This window comes from Kocuria sp. (assembly GCF_030538595.1).
GTDB lineage: Bacteria > Actinomycetota > Actinomycetes > Actinomycetales > Micrococcaceae > Kocuria.
The window spans coordinates 64,164-80,987 of sequence record NZ_JAUNTS010000013.1 but is presented as its reverse complement, the minus strand read 5'-3'; the positions used below and the strand labels follow the sequence as shown (position 1 = coordinate 80,987).

23 protein-coding genes are annotated in these 16,824 nt (G+C 62.5%); 11 read left to right on the top strand and 12 right to left on the bottom strand.

What is annotated here, in order from left to right; all coding sequences use genetic code 11:
• Window positions 1-8: 8 nt before the first annotated feature.
• Complete coding sequence (locus Q4G32_RS11235; protein ID WP_303351463.1) at window positions 9-1,919, bottom strand: LTA synthase family protein; 1,911 nt, start codon at window positions 1,917-1,919, stop codon at window positions 9-11.
• An 87-nt stretch (window positions 1,920-2,006) separates the two neighbouring features.
• Here Q4G32_RS11235 and Q4G32_RS11230 point away from each other — a divergent pair, with 87 nt between their 5' ends.
• Complete coding sequence (locus Q4G32_RS11230) at window positions 2,007-2,174, top strand: hypothetical protein (protein ID WP_303351461.1); 168 nt, start codon at window positions 2,007-2,009, stop codon at window positions 2,172-2,174.
• Window positions 2,175-2,182: 8 nt separating this feature from the next.
• On the opposite strand, the gene Q4G32_RS11225 is transcribed toward Q4G32_RS11230, so the two are convergent.
• Entirely contained in the window at window positions 2,183-4,879 is a 2,697-nt protein-coding gene (locus Q4G32_RS11225) for a hypothetical protein (protein ID WP_303351459.1), read from the bottom strand.
• 399 nt (window positions 4,880-5,278) lie between these two features.
• Here Q4G32_RS11225 and Q4G32_RS11220 point away from each other — a divergent pair, with 399 nt between their 5' ends.
• A complete protein-coding gene (locus Q4G32_RS11220) occupies window positions 5,279-5,755 on the top strand; it encodes a flavodoxin domain-containing protein (RefSeq protein WP_303351457.1) in 477 nt (158 codons plus the stop codon).
• A 496-nt stretch (window positions 5,756-6,251) separates the two neighbouring features.
• On the opposite strand, the gene Q4G32_RS11215 is transcribed toward Q4G32_RS11220, so the two are convergent.
• The 10 genes from Q4G32_RS11215 to Q4G32_RS11170 all read right to left on the bottom strand — a co-directional run bounded on the left by Q4G32_RS11215 (window position 6,252) and on the right by Q4G32_RS11170 (window position 11,277).
• Window positions 6,252-6,494, bottom strand: coding sequence for a hypothetical protein (locus tag Q4G32_RS11215; protein ID WP_303351454.1), 243 nt, complete (start codon window positions 6,492-6,494; stop codon window positions 6,252-6,254).
• A gap of 24 nt (window positions 6,495-6,518) precedes the next feature.
• The gene (locus tag Q4G32_RS11210; RefSeq protein ID WP_303351452.1) at window positions 6,519-6,857 is read right to left on the bottom strand and encodes a hypothetical protein; all 339 of its coding nucleotides are present in this window, start codon (window positions 6,855-6,857) and stop codon (window positions 6,519-6,521) included.
• Between the two features lie 131 nt (window positions 6,858-6,988).
• Entirely contained in the window at window positions 6,989-7,636 is a 648-nt protein-coding gene (locus Q4G32_RS11205) for a hypothetical protein (protein WP_303351450.1), read from the bottom strand.
• The gene (locus Q4G32_RS11200; RefSeq protein ID WP_303351448.1) at window positions 7,633-7,818 is read right to left on the bottom strand and encodes a hypothetical protein; all 186 of its coding nucleotides are present in this window, start codon (window positions 7,816-7,818) and stop codon (window positions 7,633-7,635) included. The genes Q4G32_RS11205 and Q4G32_RS11200 overlap by 4 nt, the downstream gene beginning before the upstream one ends.
• Window positions 7,819-7,902: 84 nt before the next feature.
• A complete protein-coding gene (locus Q4G32_RS11195) occupies window positions 7,903-8,253 on the bottom strand; it encodes a hypothetical protein (protein ID WP_303351446.1) in 351 nt (116 codons plus the stop codon).
• A gap of 88 nt (window positions 8,254-8,341) precedes the next feature.
• Entirely contained in the window at window positions 8,342-8,542 is a 201-nt protein-coding gene (locus Q4G32_RS11190) for a hypothetical protein (protein ID WP_303351444.1), read from the bottom strand.
• Window positions 8,543-8,645: 103 nt separating this feature from the next.
• On the bottom strand, window positions 8,646-9,032 hold the full coding sequence (locus Q4G32_RS11185; protein WP_303351443.1) for an ImmA/IrrE family metallo-endopeptidase: 387 nt from the start codon (window positions 9,030-9,032) through the stop codon (window positions 8,646-8,648).
• 74 nt (window positions 9,033-9,106) lie between these two features.
• Window positions 9,107-9,643: a hypothetical protein gene (locus Q4G32_RS11180; RefSeq protein ID WP_303351442.1), complete on the bottom strand. Its 537-nt coding sequence runs from the start codon at window positions 9,641-9,643 to the stop codon at window positions 9,107-9,109.
• A gap of 25 nt (window positions 9,644-9,668) precedes the next feature.
• On the bottom strand, window positions 9,669-10,652 hold the full coding sequence (locus Q4G32_RS11175) for a hypothetical protein (protein ID WP_303351440.1): 984 nt from the start codon (window positions 10,650-10,652) through the stop codon (window positions 9,669-9,671).
• On the bottom strand, window positions 10,603-11,277 hold the full coding sequence (locus tag Q4G32_RS11170) for a helix-turn-helix domain-containing protein (protein WP_303351439.1): 675 nt from the start codon (window positions 11,275-11,277) through the stop codon (window positions 10,603-10,605). The genes Q4G32_RS11175 and Q4G32_RS11170 overlap by 50 nt, the downstream gene beginning before the upstream one ends.
• 230 nt (window positions 11,278-11,507) lie before the next feature.
• Between Q4G32_RS11170 and Q4G32_RS13995 the strand changes: the two genes are divergently transcribed.
• The 9 genes from Q4G32_RS13995 (at window position 11,508) to Q4G32_RS11130 (ending at window position 16,693) form a co-directional block, all read left to right on the top strand.
• The gene (locus Q4G32_RS13995; RefSeq protein WP_368660393.1) at window positions 11,508-11,819 is read left to right on the top strand and encodes a helix-turn-helix domain-containing protein; all 312 of its coding nucleotides are present in this window, start codon (window positions 11,508-11,510) and stop codon (window positions 11,817-11,819) included.
• A 471-nt stretch (window positions 11,820-12,290) separates the two neighbouring features.
• Entirely contained in the window at window positions 12,291-12,695 is a 405-nt protein-coding gene (locus tag Q4G32_RS11165; protein WP_303351438.1) for a hypothetical protein, read from the top strand.
• Entirely contained in the window at window positions 12,692-13,072 is a 381-nt protein-coding gene (locus Q4G32_RS11160; protein ID WP_303351437.1) for a hypothetical protein, read from the top strand. The genes Q4G32_RS11165 and Q4G32_RS11160 overlap by 4 nt, the downstream gene beginning before the upstream one ends.
• Window positions 13,066-13,674, top strand: coding sequence for a DUF1059 domain-containing protein (locus Q4G32_RS11155; protein WP_303351434.1), 609 nt, complete (start codon window positions 13,066-13,068; stop codon window positions 13,672-13,674). Before Q4G32_RS11160 ends, Q4G32_RS11155 begins: the two co-directional genes overlap by 7 nt.
• A gap of 26 nt (window positions 13,675-13,700) precedes the next feature.
• Window positions 13,701-13,907, top strand: a complete 207-nt coding sequence (locus Q4G32_RS11150) for a hypothetical protein (RefSeq protein ID WP_303351432.1) — start codon at window positions 13,701-13,703, stop codon at window positions 13,905-13,907.
• Window positions 13,904-14,281 carry a hypothetical protein gene (locus tag Q4G32_RS11145; protein WP_303351430.1) on the top strand — a complete coding sequence of 126 codons (378 nt, stop codon included), beginning with the start codon at window positions 13,904-13,906 and terminating at the stop codon, window positions 14,279-14,281. The genes Q4G32_RS11150 and Q4G32_RS11145 overlap by 4 nt, the downstream gene beginning before the upstream one ends.
• Window positions 14,278-16,002: a DNA cytosine methyltransferase gene (locus Q4G32_RS11140; RefSeq protein WP_303351428.1), complete on the top strand. Its 1,725-nt coding sequence runs from the start codon at window positions 14,278-14,280 to the stop codon at window positions 16,000-16,002. Before Q4G32_RS11145 ends, Q4G32_RS11140 begins: the two co-directional genes overlap by 4 nt.
• On the top strand, window positions 15,999-16,187 hold the full coding sequence (locus tag Q4G32_RS11135) for a hypothetical protein (RefSeq protein WP_303351426.1): 189 nt from the start codon (window positions 15,999-16,001) through the stop codon (window positions 16,185-16,187). The genes Q4G32_RS11140 and Q4G32_RS11135 overlap by 4 nt, the downstream gene beginning before the upstream one ends.
• Complete coding sequence (locus Q4G32_RS11130) at window positions 16,187-16,693, top strand: hypothetical protein (protein WP_303351424.1); 507 nt, start codon at window positions 16,187-16,189, stop codon at window positions 16,691-16,693. Before Q4G32_RS11135 ends, Q4G32_RS11130 begins: the two co-directional genes overlap by 1 nt.
• Window positions 16,694-16,824: the final 131 nt, after the last annotated feature.

The window sequence follows — 16,824 nt, the reverse complement described above, 5'->3', positions numbered from 1 at the left end:
CCTGAGGCTCAGCTGTCCGCGCCCGGCCAGATGGTGTCCACGGAGTAGCGCTGACCCGTGGAGAAGTCGTACTGCACCATGGTCATGTCATCCAGAACCTGCCGTGAGTGTTCATCCAAGTTCTGGCGATCAATGGACTCCCCACGGAAGTTCAAAGTGCGCACGTGCTGCGGGACGGGAACCGTGTGCCGCATGTCATCCAGCAGCGCAATATAGGGCGGGACTTTGGCGTCAGCCACCTCATAAACCATGGGCAAGAACATGGCCGGAGTCACGGCCGGGGCACGCTGGGCTTCATTGGTCTTGCTGTTCCACACAAAGAACGGGGTGCGGACCTGAGCCTCCGGGGGGTTCGCATCCAAAATGCTGTCCGGGTACACACCGGGGTGGTGGTCTCCGTAGAAGACCACCACGGTCTCCTCGTCACGGTTCTGCAGTTCCTCCAAGAAGTTCTTGGTGGCCACATCCGTGTGGTTCAGCCCGCGAGCGTACTGCGGAATCTGGCTGGCTCCGGGGTCGTCGTTGTCCATGCCAATGGGATCGGAGTAGAAGTCACCGTACGGTCCGTGGTTCTGCATTGTCACCAGGTTCATGAACAACGGGGCATCACTGTTGTCCATTTGATACAGGACCTCGTCATAAGCAGATTCGTCACTCACGTACGGGTTGCCCTGGATGCGCATGTTGTTCTGCATGGCGGCGTCGTCGATCACCTCGTCAAAGCCCAAGGTTTCGTACACATCCGAGCGCTTGTACATGTGCAAGTTGTAGGAGTGGGCGGCCACGGTGTGGTGCCCGGTGGCGTTGAAAGCCCCTACGGCGGAGGGGTACGTGCTGTGTTCGCTCACGAACATCTGATACGGGGAGGTCACCTGCGGCTGGAAAAGTCCCACCGGCTGGCCTGTGATGGACTCGAACTCCATGGTGGAGGTGCCACCGCCGTAGGAGTTGGCGTACACCGTGCCGGAGAGAGTTTCGGACATGGTTTGCTCAGTGTTCGGAATGGGATTGGTGTCCAGCTCAAAGCCCTCCATCCAGGAGGGATCCGTGAAGGATTCAGAGAGGACAATCACCACGTTGACATCGTCCATGGTGTTGGGACGGTCCGCGTTGATCTCATCCGCACGTTGTTGATAGCGCTCAGAAATCTCCTCCATGGACGCCTGGCTGTAGCCTTCCGGTTCCAGCATGGGGTCAATGGGCATGTTGTAGAGGAACCCACCCATGAACCCATTGGCGCGGTAGTTCCACAGCTGGCTGGAGGTGGTCCACCCCGGTCCCTTGGCCTCATACATGGAACGCCACATGTTGGGCGGGTCATTGAAATTGGAGGCGTGTATCAACAAACCGCCGGTCACCACCAGGATTCCCAGGCGCGTGGCCAGGAACCCCTTGTTGATTCCACCACCCTCCCGGCGCAAACGGGGACGTGGGAACCAGCGATCAGCCAGCCAGCCCAGCCCCACAATCAGGGCAATACCGGCCACAACAGCCACCACCAGCAACACCACGGCGCTGGCATCCACCATGGAGAGGACAAAACCTATCTCCGTGACAAAGTCCAAGTCACTGGGGAAAAAGGGTTCGCGGCGCAGCTCAACCTTGTTCCGGTTGATCTCTGCCACCACCAGCACCAGGGACGTCAGAATCCCCACGGTCCACCACAATCGCCCCAGCACGGCCCAGATGAAGGCCAGGACCACGAACAGCACCAGAATGTCGATGTACTTGGTGGACTCCACAGCTTGGGAGAACGTGAAGTCCTGCGGGCTGACCGAATACTGCAGCCACACCGCGCAGAACATGGCGGTGGCCACCAGCACCAGGGTGCCAAGAATGGCCCCGCGCCAGGTGGGCCGGCGGCGGGGCTTGGTGTTCTTGTTGCTCTTGGGTTCTGCGGGGGATGGATTTTTGTTCACGGCGATTTCAGATACCAGTCAGGGAGAATTCACGAGGATTTGAGTCACGCAAGATTACCAGCCCACAACCGTTCGTCCGGGCAGTGTGTGCAACGGCACCGCGCAGACACCCGCACTCACGACGACGACGCCCGCATCCCGCCGTCGTCATCACCCACCCGGTGGCCGCAATGCCGAACCGGCCCGTGGTCACCGTCTGCCGCACTGGCAGAGCACGTCACCACGGACCGGTTTCCGGTCAGCCGCATCCGTTAATCAATCACTCAGCCGGTGATGACACCCGACTGTGCGGGGATGCTGACCCCGTCAATCACCACAGCCTCCTGGCGGTAATTGACCCACACCTGGCGACCATCGGAGAGATCACGGCGCCACACGGTGTATTCGTACCACGTGGACTTCTCCCCCACGGCAACCACATTTGGATCGTTGAGTGCTGCGCGCAGGTTTGTCACCGCTGGGTCGGATTCATCCACTGAAACATCCGTGACGGACTCGTAAGGTGCTGAACCCGTGGCTGCGGTCTCCTGGCACTCCGGCTGGGCCTGCATCAAGGACATGTCCAGGTTGGTGCCCGATTCCTTGGCGGTCAGAATTGTGGCCAGGCTCAGCGTCATGTCCTGTTGCCTGCGCTGATCCACCTGGGCCATGAGGCTGCCTGCATTCGGGGTGGAATCCAGCAGGCATTGCCCGCCCACAGAACCCGTCAGGCTGGGGGATGTGGTGGCATGAACAGCAAACTGGTGCATGACCACAGGGGTGCTCCGGGACAGCTCACCCAGTACATCCGCATTCTGCTCCACCGCGTAGAACGCACCGAACTGGTTGCCTGTTGGGCTGCCGATCACGAACTCGCGCATGATCCAGTCCAAATTCCCGCTGTCTGCGAGTTCTTGGGCCAGAGCCACCTGGTTCTGCTTGTCCGAATAGATCCCCAAGTTGCCCGCCAGGGTCTTGTCCGAACCTGCGGTCTCCATGGCACCTGCAATGGTGTCAACCGTTCGCAGGATGGCACGGCCGTAGGCGTCGTCGGAACCCCACGGACCCCAGGAACCAATCTCCGCCATGTCCTGTCCGTGAGCCGGCGACATGGCCATGTCGTCCAGGAACACCCCGTCAAAGCGCACCGGGGCGGCTCCCGTGGTGCCCACCGCGGAATCCGTGGTCACCATGGCCACTGCACGCTCACCGCAAGCCTGTGCATATGACTCCGACTGATCCGCAATGGTGATGTAGTCGAAGGCCGGGTAGATGGCATTTCCCTGCGAATTGGTGGCCACCTGACCGTTGTTGGGGGTCACCGCGTACTCACCACCGTAGGCAGGATCCACACAGCTGGGATAAAACGGCGCCTGATCCCACTGGGAGATTGCCGCCATTCCACCAATGTTCAGGTACGCCAAGAACTCGGTCCCGGGATTGGCTGCTTTCATGTCAGCCAAGGTGCAGTCACCGTCGGCCAGGACTCCGGCTGCCACCAGTGGCGCCACAATGGCCGTGTCCACCAGACCCACCATGGACCCACCGGGGCACATGGCTTGGGACTGTTGGTAGCCGTGCAGATACGCAACTCGGCCGGCATCGGTGTTGCTGCCGCCCGCAGCGGCATCAGTGCCGGAGTTGGTGGACTGGGTTGAAACTGGCGTCACGTTGCCAGAATCAGCGGGTTCAACCACTACGGGCACTGTTTCTACCACGGGTTCCGCTTCAACAAGCGGCGCCGATTCATCCACCGATTCAGCTTGGCCTGCGGGGTCAATTTGGCTCTCGGGATCACCCTCGGCCGCCGGCACCCCGTCAACGGGCGCGGTTTCGGGTGTGGGAGTTGGACTCGGAGTCGTCACGACCTCCGGAGCCACTGCCTCCGGCCCGGCGGGCTCTGCCGGAGATTGATCAGCCGGCTCTACAGCGGGGGCTGCCGGTGCGGGGGCTTCCTGCACCGGCTCAGACACCGGAGTTTCCGGCGGCGCGGAGGACTCCGGCGCCGGCGCTTCTGCAACAGGGGCGGACGGCGTGGCCGCAGGCTCCACCGAGGTGTCCGCCGATGGAGTGGACTGGGTCGGCACCAGGGCACCGGAATCAGTTGACTCGTCCGGCTGCGTGGTGTCCACTTCCGGGACAGGCGCTGCGGAGTCATTGACATCGGTTGATTCCGCCGACTCGACCGGTTCAGTGAGGTCTCCCGATTCAGCGGGGTCGGCCTGCGGATTGCTTCCCGACGACGGCGCCGTCTGACCTTGCTCTGCCTGCTCAGATGCCGGTTGTTCCGCCGAATCCACGACCGGCTGTTGATCAACTTCCAGGTCCACCGCGGGTTCAGAAACGGCGCTTGCTGGATCCTGCTCAACCGGAGGGTCCATCTGTTCCACAAGCGGCGGGTTTTCCTGCTCCACAGCAGGCGGATTCGCCTGTTCTGTCGTCGGGGCGGCGGACTCCGGCGCAGATTCGACAACCGGTTCCGGTGCGAGCCCTGGGCTCACCGCTGTCGGGTCATCTTGGGGCTGCTGAGGACTCTCAGACCCCGCCACAGCTGATTCAGTAGGTGATGAATCCACCGGCGGGGTGACGGTTTGCGTCTCGGGGAGCACCACAGGTTGGGGAGAAGCAGTGGTAGGGGACGCCGTCGTCGTTGGAGCAGGCTGCCCGTTGCGGTCAACCTGCCAGCTGCCACGCAGAGGGGCAGTGGCGGTCCAGTCCACCCGGGTGCGATCAAGTGCAGCGCGTAGGTTGGCGACCAAGGCGCGGCGATCCTGGGCGGATAAAGACGAGCCTGATCGAGCGGGAGTGCGCTTGTTCGCGGACGTTGGTTCAGGGCTGGGGCTGGCGGAGGTGTCGGCAGAAGGCTGGGTGTCCGCGGACACGGTGCCAAACGGCCCTGTGGGAACTGCGCAGGCAACCAGGGCAGAACTGGTCAGCACCGCGGTTCCGGTCAGACGGGCCATCCGTGTGGAGGGCTTCATAGGAGGGTCCCCGTTCAATTGGAAATATGGACGCAATGATCGTTGTCGGATCGTTACGTTGGAGGACCTTACCTGTCGCCACCTGCGACGTCACTGGAAAATGTGCCAAAAACCAAGGCGTCCACACTTATGTGCCCAGGCCCACGAGTCCGCATGTATCCGGCGATTGATGAACAATTCGACTTCTCCGAGCAGTGCCAGTGCCCCACGGGCGGGTGACTGGTACTCGATGCTCACGGCACCCCGGGGGCCCGTTGTTCGCCGCTTGAAGCTCGCGCTGTAACCCTCAATGCTTGCAGCGGCACGGTGCTGCAATGAACGGCACGCACCACCCCTGTTTCCCGGCGCATGGATAGGCTCGGGATGACTGCCGCCCCTCCCCCGAAAGGTCGAATCTCCATGACCACGTTGGTTCTGATTGCCAGCAAACACGGCGCCACGCAGGACATTGCAGACCGCATGAGGCAAACCTGGGAGGCAGCTGGCGAGCACGTCCTGGTGGAACACGCCGAAAACCCCGGCGACAGCCTCACCCAGGCCACGCGAGTGGTGGTGGGAGTTCCCGTCTACAAACAAAAGCTGTTGGCGACGGGAGTGACCTTCCTGGAGAACCACGCCGCACAGCTACAGGACAAGGAACTGTTCATCTTTGCCTCCGGTGGCTCTCCACAGCTGGATCAGAAACTGCGCGATCAACTCCAGACGCACACCCCGCATGAGGTGGCCTACTTTCGCGGCGCAGTGGATTCGGCCAAGCTCAATCTGGCAGAGAAAGCCATCCTCAAAGTGGTCAAGTCTCCGTTGGACGCAGACTGGCGTGACTGGGAGGAGATCAGCCGCTGGGCCCGGGAGCTGCCAACGGACCGGACGGCCTGAAAGCAACCGCCGAGCCCCCCCCACCCACCCGACCGTCCGCCGTCCACTCCCCACCCCACCGTCCGGCCTCACCCCGCCGCCCGGCGTCGACTCCCCACCCCACCGCCGAGTTCCCATCTGGCTGCGAGATCACCGCCCAGAACGTGGGAGCTCGGCGCACACATGGGAAGTCGGCGGGCCCGACAGCTGGATGGGAACTGGGCGGCCGGGTCGAGTAAAAGTAAGCGGGCTGGCGGCACCCCTCACGCACACGACCTCAAACACACAGATGCCGCCCCCACCAGTGGCAGGGACGGCATCTGTCAGAAAAATGGCGGAGGATGGGGGATTTGAACCGCCTCGACCTGTGCGCTGGTGTGCGTTGGCATGCTGTAGACCCCCGGACCTGTGCGGAACACGTCACTACTCGATCATGTTCGCTGGCCGTCTTCGTTGACGCCGTCAACGGCCGAGTGTGGCCGCGGGGGTGCCCCACCGGCATGGTGGGGCACCTTTGTCATTTCCGGATCCAGAGGGCTTCTACTGCGTGGACGATGTCCATCATGTCTTGCACGTACTCCAGGGAGAGGTCCCCTTGCGGCAGTGTGTCGATGACTGCGGCGGCGTTGGCGAGGGCTTCCGCGTGGATCGCGTCGAGCTGCTGGCAGATGCCTTCAAAAGTTTTGGGCCGGTCGAGCGGGCCGACCAGTGCGGCCTCGATACGGGACTGCTGAGCCAGGAGGAAAGGGTTGTTGTTCATGGTGTTCTCCGTTCGAGGTGTGGCTCAGGGCTGGTAGGCTAGTTCGGGGGCGATTTCCGCGCCGCCGTGGGCCTCCTTGAAGGCCAAGCCCTCGGGAGTGCAGTGCTCGTCCGGGGAGTGGAAAACGTGGAACACGGTTTCTGCGTGGGCCAGCATGGCCGTGGCTACGCCTTCGCGGCGGTTGTTCTTGTTGACGTCGATCTGCATGACCTGCCCGGTGATGTGGTCGCAGTACAGCTCACCGATCTGCTGGCCGTCCTCGTCCTGTGCCTCAACGATGTGCATGGTGCCGGGTTCGTCGTAGTAGGTGCCGACACGGTAGGTGGTGGTGATCGTGTCGTCGAACTTGGTGGTGTGCTGCATGGCGAGTTCCTTTCGGTGCTGGGGCCTTGGTCCTGCCCCTTACTGATAGCTAAAGTGTATACCGGTATACACTTTAGTGTCAAGCCGTCCACGTAAGAACTCAGATCCCGCCGCGCTTCACGCCGAACGGGTCATCCACTGCGGCGTCCGTAGTCCCGCAGGAAATCATCCACTGCGGCGTGTGTTCGACCTAGCATGACGGCACGTTGCTCGATGGTCAGATCTGTTCGGTGAGCGATCTCAGCATCAGCCCCCGTCCATCGTTTCCCGTGATTGTGCGCCGTGGGTCGTGTGCGCTCTTGTCGCTGCGCATCCTTCTCTGCCACGGCCGCACGACATGCCTCACAGGAACACCCTTGGTTGTAGGCGCGCACAGTGCCGTGTGGTGCGACGATGAGCCCGCGCTCCTGCCGTTTGCGATACTCCGCCCGCTTGTAGGCCCGCTTGGCCTCTCGGCAGATGTCACAGTCGCATTTGTGGTGTACCCACGCGGATGGCTGCCCGTGCGGGATGGGTGCGGGAGGCACAATGCCGGCCACCCACTGACCCATATAGGTGCGTGAGACTCCGTAGAGCTCCGCCAGCTCATCAGTACCCCACCCCTGTGCCCGCAGCTCCCGGGCTTCTGCTTTCTGCTTGGCCCGTTCGGCCTTGGGGACGGCGCGCCGGATGGGGGTGGAGTCCATGGGGATGCCGAGCCGCTGCCTGGCCAGGTGCGCGTCGCATAGGCCGCGCGCCGTGGCGGTTCCGTTGCACTTGGGGATGATGCAGGTGCTCATTTGGACACGATCAGGTAGACGGCTCGACGCGTCAGCCCTGCATCGCGGGCAACCTGAGCGATCGGCGTGCCTGCTTCCACGGCGTCACGGATCGCTTGGTTGCGCTCGACGCGCAGCGGCTCCGCCTGTGCCTCTAGGGCTTCGATCTGGTCACGGAGTTGGGTGAGGGTAGACTCGGCCATGCCGATTCCTTTCGGTGTGTTCCCCGCGCTTGCGGGGATACGTGAGGCCCGCCCCCGCTTGGTCGCTGTGGGGCGGGCCATTTCTCATGCATCGAGGCGGCGCATGATCCCGTACTTGACGTCCTCGGCAGCCGACTCATCAGCCCTGACGAGTGCAGCCAGAGCCTCGCGCTCGTTGCTGGTCATGTCTTGGAAATTCACAGACGCATGGCCGGGCTCATCGGTGCTGACGCCGTCGTTGTAGCTCAGGTACAACCCGCCGTCGTCGCAGATCTCCACGACGTAGCCGGTATCCCCATGCTCGAACTCCCACCGCAGCGTGCTGGGGTCGGCGGCACCTACGACGATGTGGTGCGTGATGGAGTTACCCGCGGCCAGGTCGGCGCGCAGCTGGATCATGGCTTGACGGGCTTCGGTCTCGGTGTGGATGGTCATGATGTTCTCCGTGGTGTTTTGGTCTGGCTGTCCATGGTGGGGTTGGCTCGCCCCGGCGAGTAGATCGTCGGGGCGAGCCTTCTCGGTATCAGCGTGCGTAGCGCTCCACGATGGTCCAGAAGTCAGCCTCGGAGACCATCAGCGCGTAGCCGTCCTCGTGGCCGCCAAGGACATCGTCTGCGATCGCATCGACGTCGTACTCGGCGCGGGCGTCCTCCACGGCTCCGGCTTCCAGGGCCTCGATGATTTCGCGGTCGATGGCTTCGGTGCGGGTGGTGTAGGTGTTCATGGTTCCTGTTTCCTTTCGGTGATAGAGGGCCTTAGTCCTGCCCTCCTGATATCTAAAGTGTATACCGGTATACAGGTGGGTGCAACTCAATCACGAAAAAATTTCATGACCCAGCCAACCGCGCCCGCTCCCCCGCGCTCGCCGCCTGCAGCCGGTCACGCAACACAACCTCGGTCACGCCGATGTCCTCGGCCAGGTGCCACAGGGAGCCCTCCCAGCCCCGTCGCGCCAGCAGTGCCTCCCACGGGACCAGTAGCCGTGCGGTGCGCTCGCGGACAAGCCACTCCACGCACTCCGGCTGATGCCCCCGGTGTCCCATTTCCACGTGCACCAGCTCATGAGTCAGCACACAGCGCCGCTCCACGGCCGTGAGTCGATCGTCCAGCCAGATACGGCACCGCCCGTCGGTCGCGCCCTGGATGCCGTGGAGGCGCGTGGTGCACACGCTCAGGTGTGGGGACTGGTGAATGACTTGCCATGGATCGAACACATGTTCGACAGTAGGTTGTTGATACGACAACACAAGAGATACTGACGAACGGCGTCATGTAGGCAGGAGAGAGGTTACTCGTAGCGAGCGAATCGGTCGTACGCCGTGTAGAGCCGCTTAATGCACATGACCAGGGTGAGTACGAAGTGGGACCCGAATAGAACAACAAAGCCGGAGGACCACCGGCCGAGTTCTGAACTCGCGTTATCAGTTGATGCGCCCAACGCACCCAAGGCGACCACGACGACGACGGTAACCAGGCCGACGAGAGTCGCGTAGGACGTGTTGGTGAACAGTTCGTTGACGAGTCGTGCGGCCGGTCCGTTACTTGCAGCACCCCGGCGTTCGATCAGGTCGAGCCGAAGTTGGAAAACGAACACAATGAGACCGAAGGCGAAGCCGGTCAGGATGGCGACACCGGCAAGCACTTGGCCAAAGTCCTGAACTCGCCAGTTGAAAATGATGAAGCACGCGGCCAGCGCCAACGGCAGGCCCAAACTCCAGATGTAATCGGCCCGCGATCTCCATGAAGTGCGTGCCGGATCCCGGTGGTCGTAGAAGGTCTCGTAGTGCTCTTTGACGATCGTCCGTGGAGAGATCTTGCTGCTCATGTGTCCCCCTGGCTGTGCCCGCTGTCTATAAAGGATGCCACCCCATGCCGTTGCGGTCGTAGATTTCTGGGCATTCTTGCAGGATCCGGGTGATGAGGTAGTTCGGGTGTGCGGGGTCGGCGTCGTTGCCGTGCAGATCCCAGGACATGCTGGGCGGCCTGATCTCGTCGATGTTTACGGTCTTAGTTACCCCACCCTCTCCAACGAGTTCAGCCTTCACTGCGTCCAACTCATCAGTAAGGTCGCTGATGCCGAGAATGCGTGCGCGTTCGTGCCCTTGGGCGTTCCGGAGGGCAGCGAGCACCCGTGCACTCATCCGCTGGTTTTCAGGAACAAACGTCATCGTGAGGTTGCCGATGGCGCCACCGTCCCCCTGCGGCACACCCTCGAAGTCAGCGGTGTGCCCACGGGCCACAGCGCTGAACGATGTTGCGGTGGCGCCTTGCTCCCAGGCCTCTGGGTACACCACAGAATCGGTCCGAAACGCCAAACGCTTCTGCCATTTCCGCTCGGACCAGACACGCTGCAAGTAGTCCAGGACGGCCGTAGCTGCCGAAAAAGGGTGGAGGCGCTCCGCGAACATCAATCCCAAACGAGAATCGTTGGGGACAACGAACACCAACCGCAAAGTCACCACATTGGCTTCATCGGGTCCGTGATCGTGCGTGCGTTCATGATCATGGACGCGCCGACTTCCACCAGTTTCCCCGAACCGACCCACTTCAAAGTCAGCCTGCACAACACGAGCATGCCCCGGAACACGACGCACGTCCATCAACTTCACGTACCGCCGCTTCTCGTTATCCACCAACTCATCATCGTTCAGACCCAAGAGAGCCGTTTCAACGAAGTCGAGACAGTCACCAACCTCCGGCAGCGCATCTAGGACCATGAAAGGATTGTCCCTCCGCCGGTGTGGGTAGTTCACGTGGAGGTGGCGAGCAGCCATAGTCCGCATATCAGTCATCCTTCCCTTCAGGATCCTGGGATTCTTCACCCGCGGCGTCAATCGCGTCCCTCACACGCATACCCTCCGAGTACCCCGCATAAGCCGCCAGATCATCAGGCAACGCATCACCATCATCGTCATCAACCCACTCCCCCAAACCCACCGCACCCACAGGCTCAACCACCCCGGCGCGCTCGCGGGTGGTGTTGCGATGAGCGCGGCGGGTGGCGAGGTCATCAACGACGTCGGAGGCGGGCTCGGGGGCGGGTCCGACCCCGGGGTCAGGTTGTGTGGTGGTGGGGTTGTTCCCGCCGGGGTCTCCGGCGGACTGGTTCATGGAGGCGGCTTTTCCACGGCCATCACTCTCCTCGGGGTCGGTCATGCGCGAGAGCACGACGCGCAGCAGCTCTTCGTTGCTGGCATCCCGGAGGCTGTCTCGGTCGTCCCCGATGGGAACTCCGATGGCCCGGGCAGACTCAGTCAAGATCTGCACCTCAGAGACCCCCAAAGCCTTGGCCAGCCCTGTAACAGTTTTGCGCTGAGGCGTTTGGTCCATGTGGTCGCGGGGGTCATTAATGAGGTTGTAGATCGTCTGCTTGGACAGCCCAGACAGGCGGATCAGCTCCGCCGTGCGCATGTTCTGCGCATCCATCTGAGTAAGCAAGTAGCGACCGAGTGCGTGCATGTCTCCAACCATGGGTGAGTGGTAAACCGCGCGCCACCGTGGCGACACGCCAGGTGTCAAGCAGTCCAACAGTAATTGACGACAACGCTTGTCACCTAGAACCACCTGCCCAGCAACCACAATGGCAGTCATTACGGGGATTTCGAGATGCTTGACGCGCTCGCAAATGTCAAGCAAGATAGGTCATGAAACACTACGATGCTTGACAACAAGGAAAGCGAGGATGGAAGATGATGGCAACGCATCGAAGGCGAGCACTAGCGAAGGGTAAGTGGATGGAACTCATCGACCCCGGTGCCCTCAGAGGGCACATGGAACACCGAGGGATACCGCAGGCACGACTGGCTGATTACGCGGGTTGCTCACGCCAGTTCATCTACCAACTGCTCAATGGCAGGCGTAAGAGCTGCACTCCCCGATTGGCTCAGGCCATCGAGGAGGTTCTGAACGCGCCCCAGGGATCAATTTTCGTGGCCAAGAAGTCCATCGAGTCAGGGCTATCAGGCCGTCGAGTTAGTAATCCGCGGAAGGTGGCGGCGTGATGACTGCCCCCAAGCTGTTCGTCACAGCCGATGAGCTGGGTGAGGTCATGGGGATCTCTGGCGGCGCTGTCCGTCGTCTGGTGAAACGCAACCGGCTAGACCACACCCGCGGAGCCCGTCAGGCGATGCGGTTCACGCGGCTGCAAATCGTCGGAGTCCTGAAAGCCCAGGGTGTACCAAACCTTGACGCCGTGGAAATGGCGTCCGAGGTGACGGGGATGCCGCGCTCGCGGGGCACGAAGGCACCGAAGGCCGAGAGCACCCCGAAACCGAAACCGAAGCCGTCCCAGTCGGTGACCCCTTCCCCGGCCCCCGACTGGGCTACTCCCCCGCAACCGGCCAACCCTGACCCGTTTCGTACGACAGCCAGGTCGCGTGCTGCGCATAGGAAGACCGCATGAAAACGGCCGCCTCCTGGATGCAACAGGAGACGGCCAGAGAACCGAAGTTCACACAAGAAGGAGTGTACCGATGATCCCTCTCGAATGGGATACCACCCTGTTTTTTCTCACCGCTGCACCTGTGATGGTGCCACTGGTGGTCGCTGCCGTGCGGGAGTGCCGGGCGCACCTGGGCCGAGACGAATCCGGTGAGCAGGAACATCAGGGCGCCGCGCCGTCGGTACCGACGGTGCGGGCCTCGGCTCTGGTGGGGTGCCGTGATGAGTGGGTGGCCCTGACCCACACCAACGCGGGTGAGTTGTGTGAGCACATCGGTGTCCTGATGTCGGCTCATGACGTGATGATCCTGTCTGACCACGGAGCCGTGGAGAAAGCCCTGCTGTATGTGCGGGACCGCACGGGGGTCAGAGCGGTCATGGTCGAGCGTGACCACCCGGTGGAGGTCCATGGGCATGTGTCGGAGGTGGCGGCATGAGCGTCCCACCAGTCCATATCAAGCCCGCTGACGTGCAGCGGGTGCTGGACAAGATCGAGGAATCCAACCGGTTCGGTGACGATCAGCCCCGCACGGTGCTGGTCTCCTGGGATGGCCCGGACGGCACAGAGAAGGTCTCGACCAGCCCGTACACGAGGCTGCGTGTCAGAAGCTCGCAGGTGCATTTCGCTGACGGGGGTTTCACGGATCCCGTGTACGCCGGCATTTGGTTTGTGGTGGTCGCCCAGCCTGGGGCTCCCAGCTTGCCGGTGTTTAAGACCTGGGACCGGGACCGCGCCATGGAGTGGGCGACGCAGATGCAGGCCGCTGTGTTCCGCTCGGACGCTGATGTGGAGACGGAGGTGCCCGAATGCTGAGCGTACTGGCGCCGGCGGCCGCTGTGGTCGCCGTCGTCCTCCTGATGGGTGTGGTGTTGGCTGGCGCCACCCTGGTGGTGCTGTTTTTCCTGACCGCGTTGTTGCTGCTGGGTCTGCATCTGTGGATGCCGGTGGATGACGCGGCTGCTGATGTGACACCGGCCGGGGTGGGTCCCGTGGGTGATCAGCATTACCGGTATGGGGCTACCCGCCCTAGTGAAAGCGCCGATCTGAAGTGGGTTGATGACCTGCCCGAGGAAGCCCAGAAGCGGGTGCATCGCCTCCTGGTGGAACGCAACACCGCAGCGACGGTTGCGAATCAGTCGATGCTGCGGGTCAGGCGCATTCAGACCGAAATGGCAAACATCTTGGCGAGCACTGGTGAGCAAATGCGTGAGGCACAAGCCGTGCGGCGCGCCTACCAGCAGCGAACAACCCTGCGTATGTCCGAGGACGGCACTGCTGTGCGGATGTCCTGCGTGTGGTGCGCGTACTCATCAACGGCGGACACAACAGATGAAGTCCTCACTGCTCTGGCGGAGCACGCCGAGCGGGAGCACGGCATCACCGCCACCAAACATTTGAAAGGGGCCCGACCATGATCTGCACCTGCAGCACACGGGTTCGCGTGAAAGCTCTAGTCCTGGGTAACGCTTATGTGACCAAGCAGCTCGTAAAGACCGTTCGCGCGTGGGCACGCTATGACCGGGATCCGCGCATGGCAAGGCCCTTCATCAAGACCTTCGGGAAGTTCTACGCGGACGAGGTTCGGTACGTGACTACGGCCAACCTACGCAACCTCATCATCCCAACCGAGAAGCGGTGGTGGGCATGAGCGCCGATCCGTACAGGCCACAACCCGGTGAACGTGCCGTTGTTCACGGCTCCCGCACAGGATCCCTGTCCGTTGAGATGAGCGGCAAACGCCGAGCTTTCGAGACCGTGGCGTCCCTCGACCATGACGGTGCCGCGATCATCCGCCCATATCTCACGGACCGGCCCCTCACACGGGACGAGCACACCTGGCTGTGGCACACAGTCCGCACCGCCTACGAACGCCTGCTCGCCGGCCAGTCCTTGGCCGACATGGCAACCCACCAGGTTGTCGCCACCAGCGCCACCCGCCCGTACATCGCGCCCCTACCCAAAACACCCAACCCGGGCCACGACCAGCCCGAGCTATTCCCGACAGGAGGTGACACCCCATGAGCATCACCCTCACAGACCTGTTTTGTGGTGCCGGAGGGTCATCCACTGGTGCCGTGCAGATCCCAGGGATCTCAGTGCGTGTGGCCTCGAATCACTGGCAGCTGGCCGTGGACACCCACAACACCAACCACCCCGACGCGGACCATATCTGCGCTGACTTAACACAGATCGACCCACGGTATTTCCCCACCACGGACATCCTCTGGGCATCACCTGAGTGCACTAACCATTCCATTGCCAAGGGCAAGAAAAGGTCGACGAATCAGCTCGACCTCTTCGGCGATGGTTTGCCGGATGAGGCGGCTCAGCGCTCGCGGGCGACGATGTGGGATGTCCCGCGGTTTACGGAGGTGCACGAGTACCAGGCGGTGATCGTGGAGAACGTGGTGGAGGCGGCGAACTGGGTGCCTTTCCAGGCGTGGCTGATGGCCATGGACTCCTTGGGCTACCACCACCAGATCGTGTGGTTGAACTCCATGCACGCCTGGGCGCTGGGTGCCCCGGCCCCGCAGTCACGGGATCGGATGTACGTGGTGTTTTGGCGTAAGGGCAACCGCAAGCCGGATCTGGAGCGCATGCAGCGCCCGCCGGCATGGTGCCCGACCCATGGGCGTGTGGAGGCCATGCAAGCCTTCAAAAACCCGGCCAAACGGTGGGGCCGGTACCGGGCGCAGTACGTGTACCGGTGCCCGCAGGTGGAGTGCCGTAACCGCATCGTGGAACCAGCCTGGATTCCGGCGGCGTCCATCATTGATTGGTCTGACACCGGTACCAGGATCGGTGACCGAACTCGACCTCTGGCGGAGAAAACGATCCGCCGAATCCAGGCCGGGATCGACAGGTACTGGACCGCCGCCACAGTTGATCCACTGCTTGTCAATCACGTGTCGGGAGCAGATGTCTCCCGATCTTCCACCGTCCATGAGGTCGCCCCAACAATGGTCGCCGGTGGGCTCCACGCATCGCTGCTCGTTCCGGTCGAGGGCCGGGAGGGGAAGGCCGCGGCGTCTGTGACTGGTCCGATCCGAACTATGACGACTCGCAATGAGACCGGGCTGCTTGTCCCGGCAGGTGGGTCGTGGAATGAGACCGCGTACAGCGTGACTGAGGCCGCGCGGACCAGGACCACCAGGGAATCCGAAGGAGTGGCATTCCCCCCGATGGTGCATTTGGAGGCTGCCGGAAACACCTACGACGCCGCTGACCCCAGCCACCCTGCCCACGGCCGCGAAGGCGGGTATTACCGCGTGTGGGACGGCACGGAACCCTTCAAGACCATGCACACCACCGCGTCAAAAGGCGTGGCGTTCCCGCCGTTCATCGCTGAGCTACGTGGCGGCGGCTCAGACGCACGCCCATCATCGGATGCGCTGTCCACGGTCACAGCATCAGGCAACCATCACGCGCTGATCGTGCGGAACTTTGGCCAGCCTGCGGGAGGAGAAGCCCATCTCTCCACCCCGGTGCACGAGCCGACGCGGACGATCACTACAGCCGGGCACCAATCACTGGTGACCCGGGGGCAGACGATCGAGGTCGAAGACTGCCATTTCCGGATGCTCACACCCTCCGAGATCCAGCAGGCCATGGCCTTCGAAAAGTCATACGTGCTGCTGGGTAGCAAGCGGGAGAAGGTCCGCATGGCAGGGAACGCTGTCACTCCCCCAACCGCCCGTGACCTAGTCGGGTGTGTTGCTGAATCCCTGGAGGTGGCGGCATGAAGCACGTCCTGCGATTCGGAAACAACCAGGTGATCGAGGTCATCGCTGTGAACCCTGGCGTGGTGCTGATCGACAGCGCCCCGGGTCGCATACCCGAAGCGGTAGCCGAGATCGCACCGGACGCGCTCCCCCTCCTGATTGAGGCTTTGCAGGCCATCCACACGGAGCTGGAAGGACACCAGTGATGACAGCAACAGACCAGCGCGTCAGTGACCTGGAGCGGCTGCACGCAGCAGCGAAGGCGGACCGGGAACGCCTTGAAACCTTCCGCCGCCCCAACGGCCTGGGTGGGTTCATGACGATGCAGCCGTGGGTTCTGGACGAAGCACGCCGGCAGGAACAGAACCTCGCCAACGCACTCGAATACGCCCGCACCGGGACCATCGACGGCCAACCGTTCAACCCGCCACAGCACAAGGCCACGCGGCCGCAACCGGTGGAGGACCCGGTGGAGCGTGCGAACCGGATCCGGGCATCCCGTCGTCGTCGCCTGGCCCAACTAGAAGAGCGCATAGCCCGGGAGGCCCCACGGTTCGAGCCACCAACTGGCCCACTGGACCACGGCGACCTGTCCCGCCCGGGCCGCCTCAACAACATCGACCGGGACCTGGACCACTACAAGGCCCATCAGAAGGACATCCAAGAGCGAGACCACCTCGCGCAGCTGCTGGCAAAGGAGACCACGTCATGACCACCTACGCCAAAGACACCATCGCATTGAGGCTCTGGAGGTCGCTACAGCAACGGTCTCCAAACTGTCCGCGACCGTCCCCGGCATCTGCGGGGAGGCAGTCACGATCCGCATTGCTCACTGGATCATCA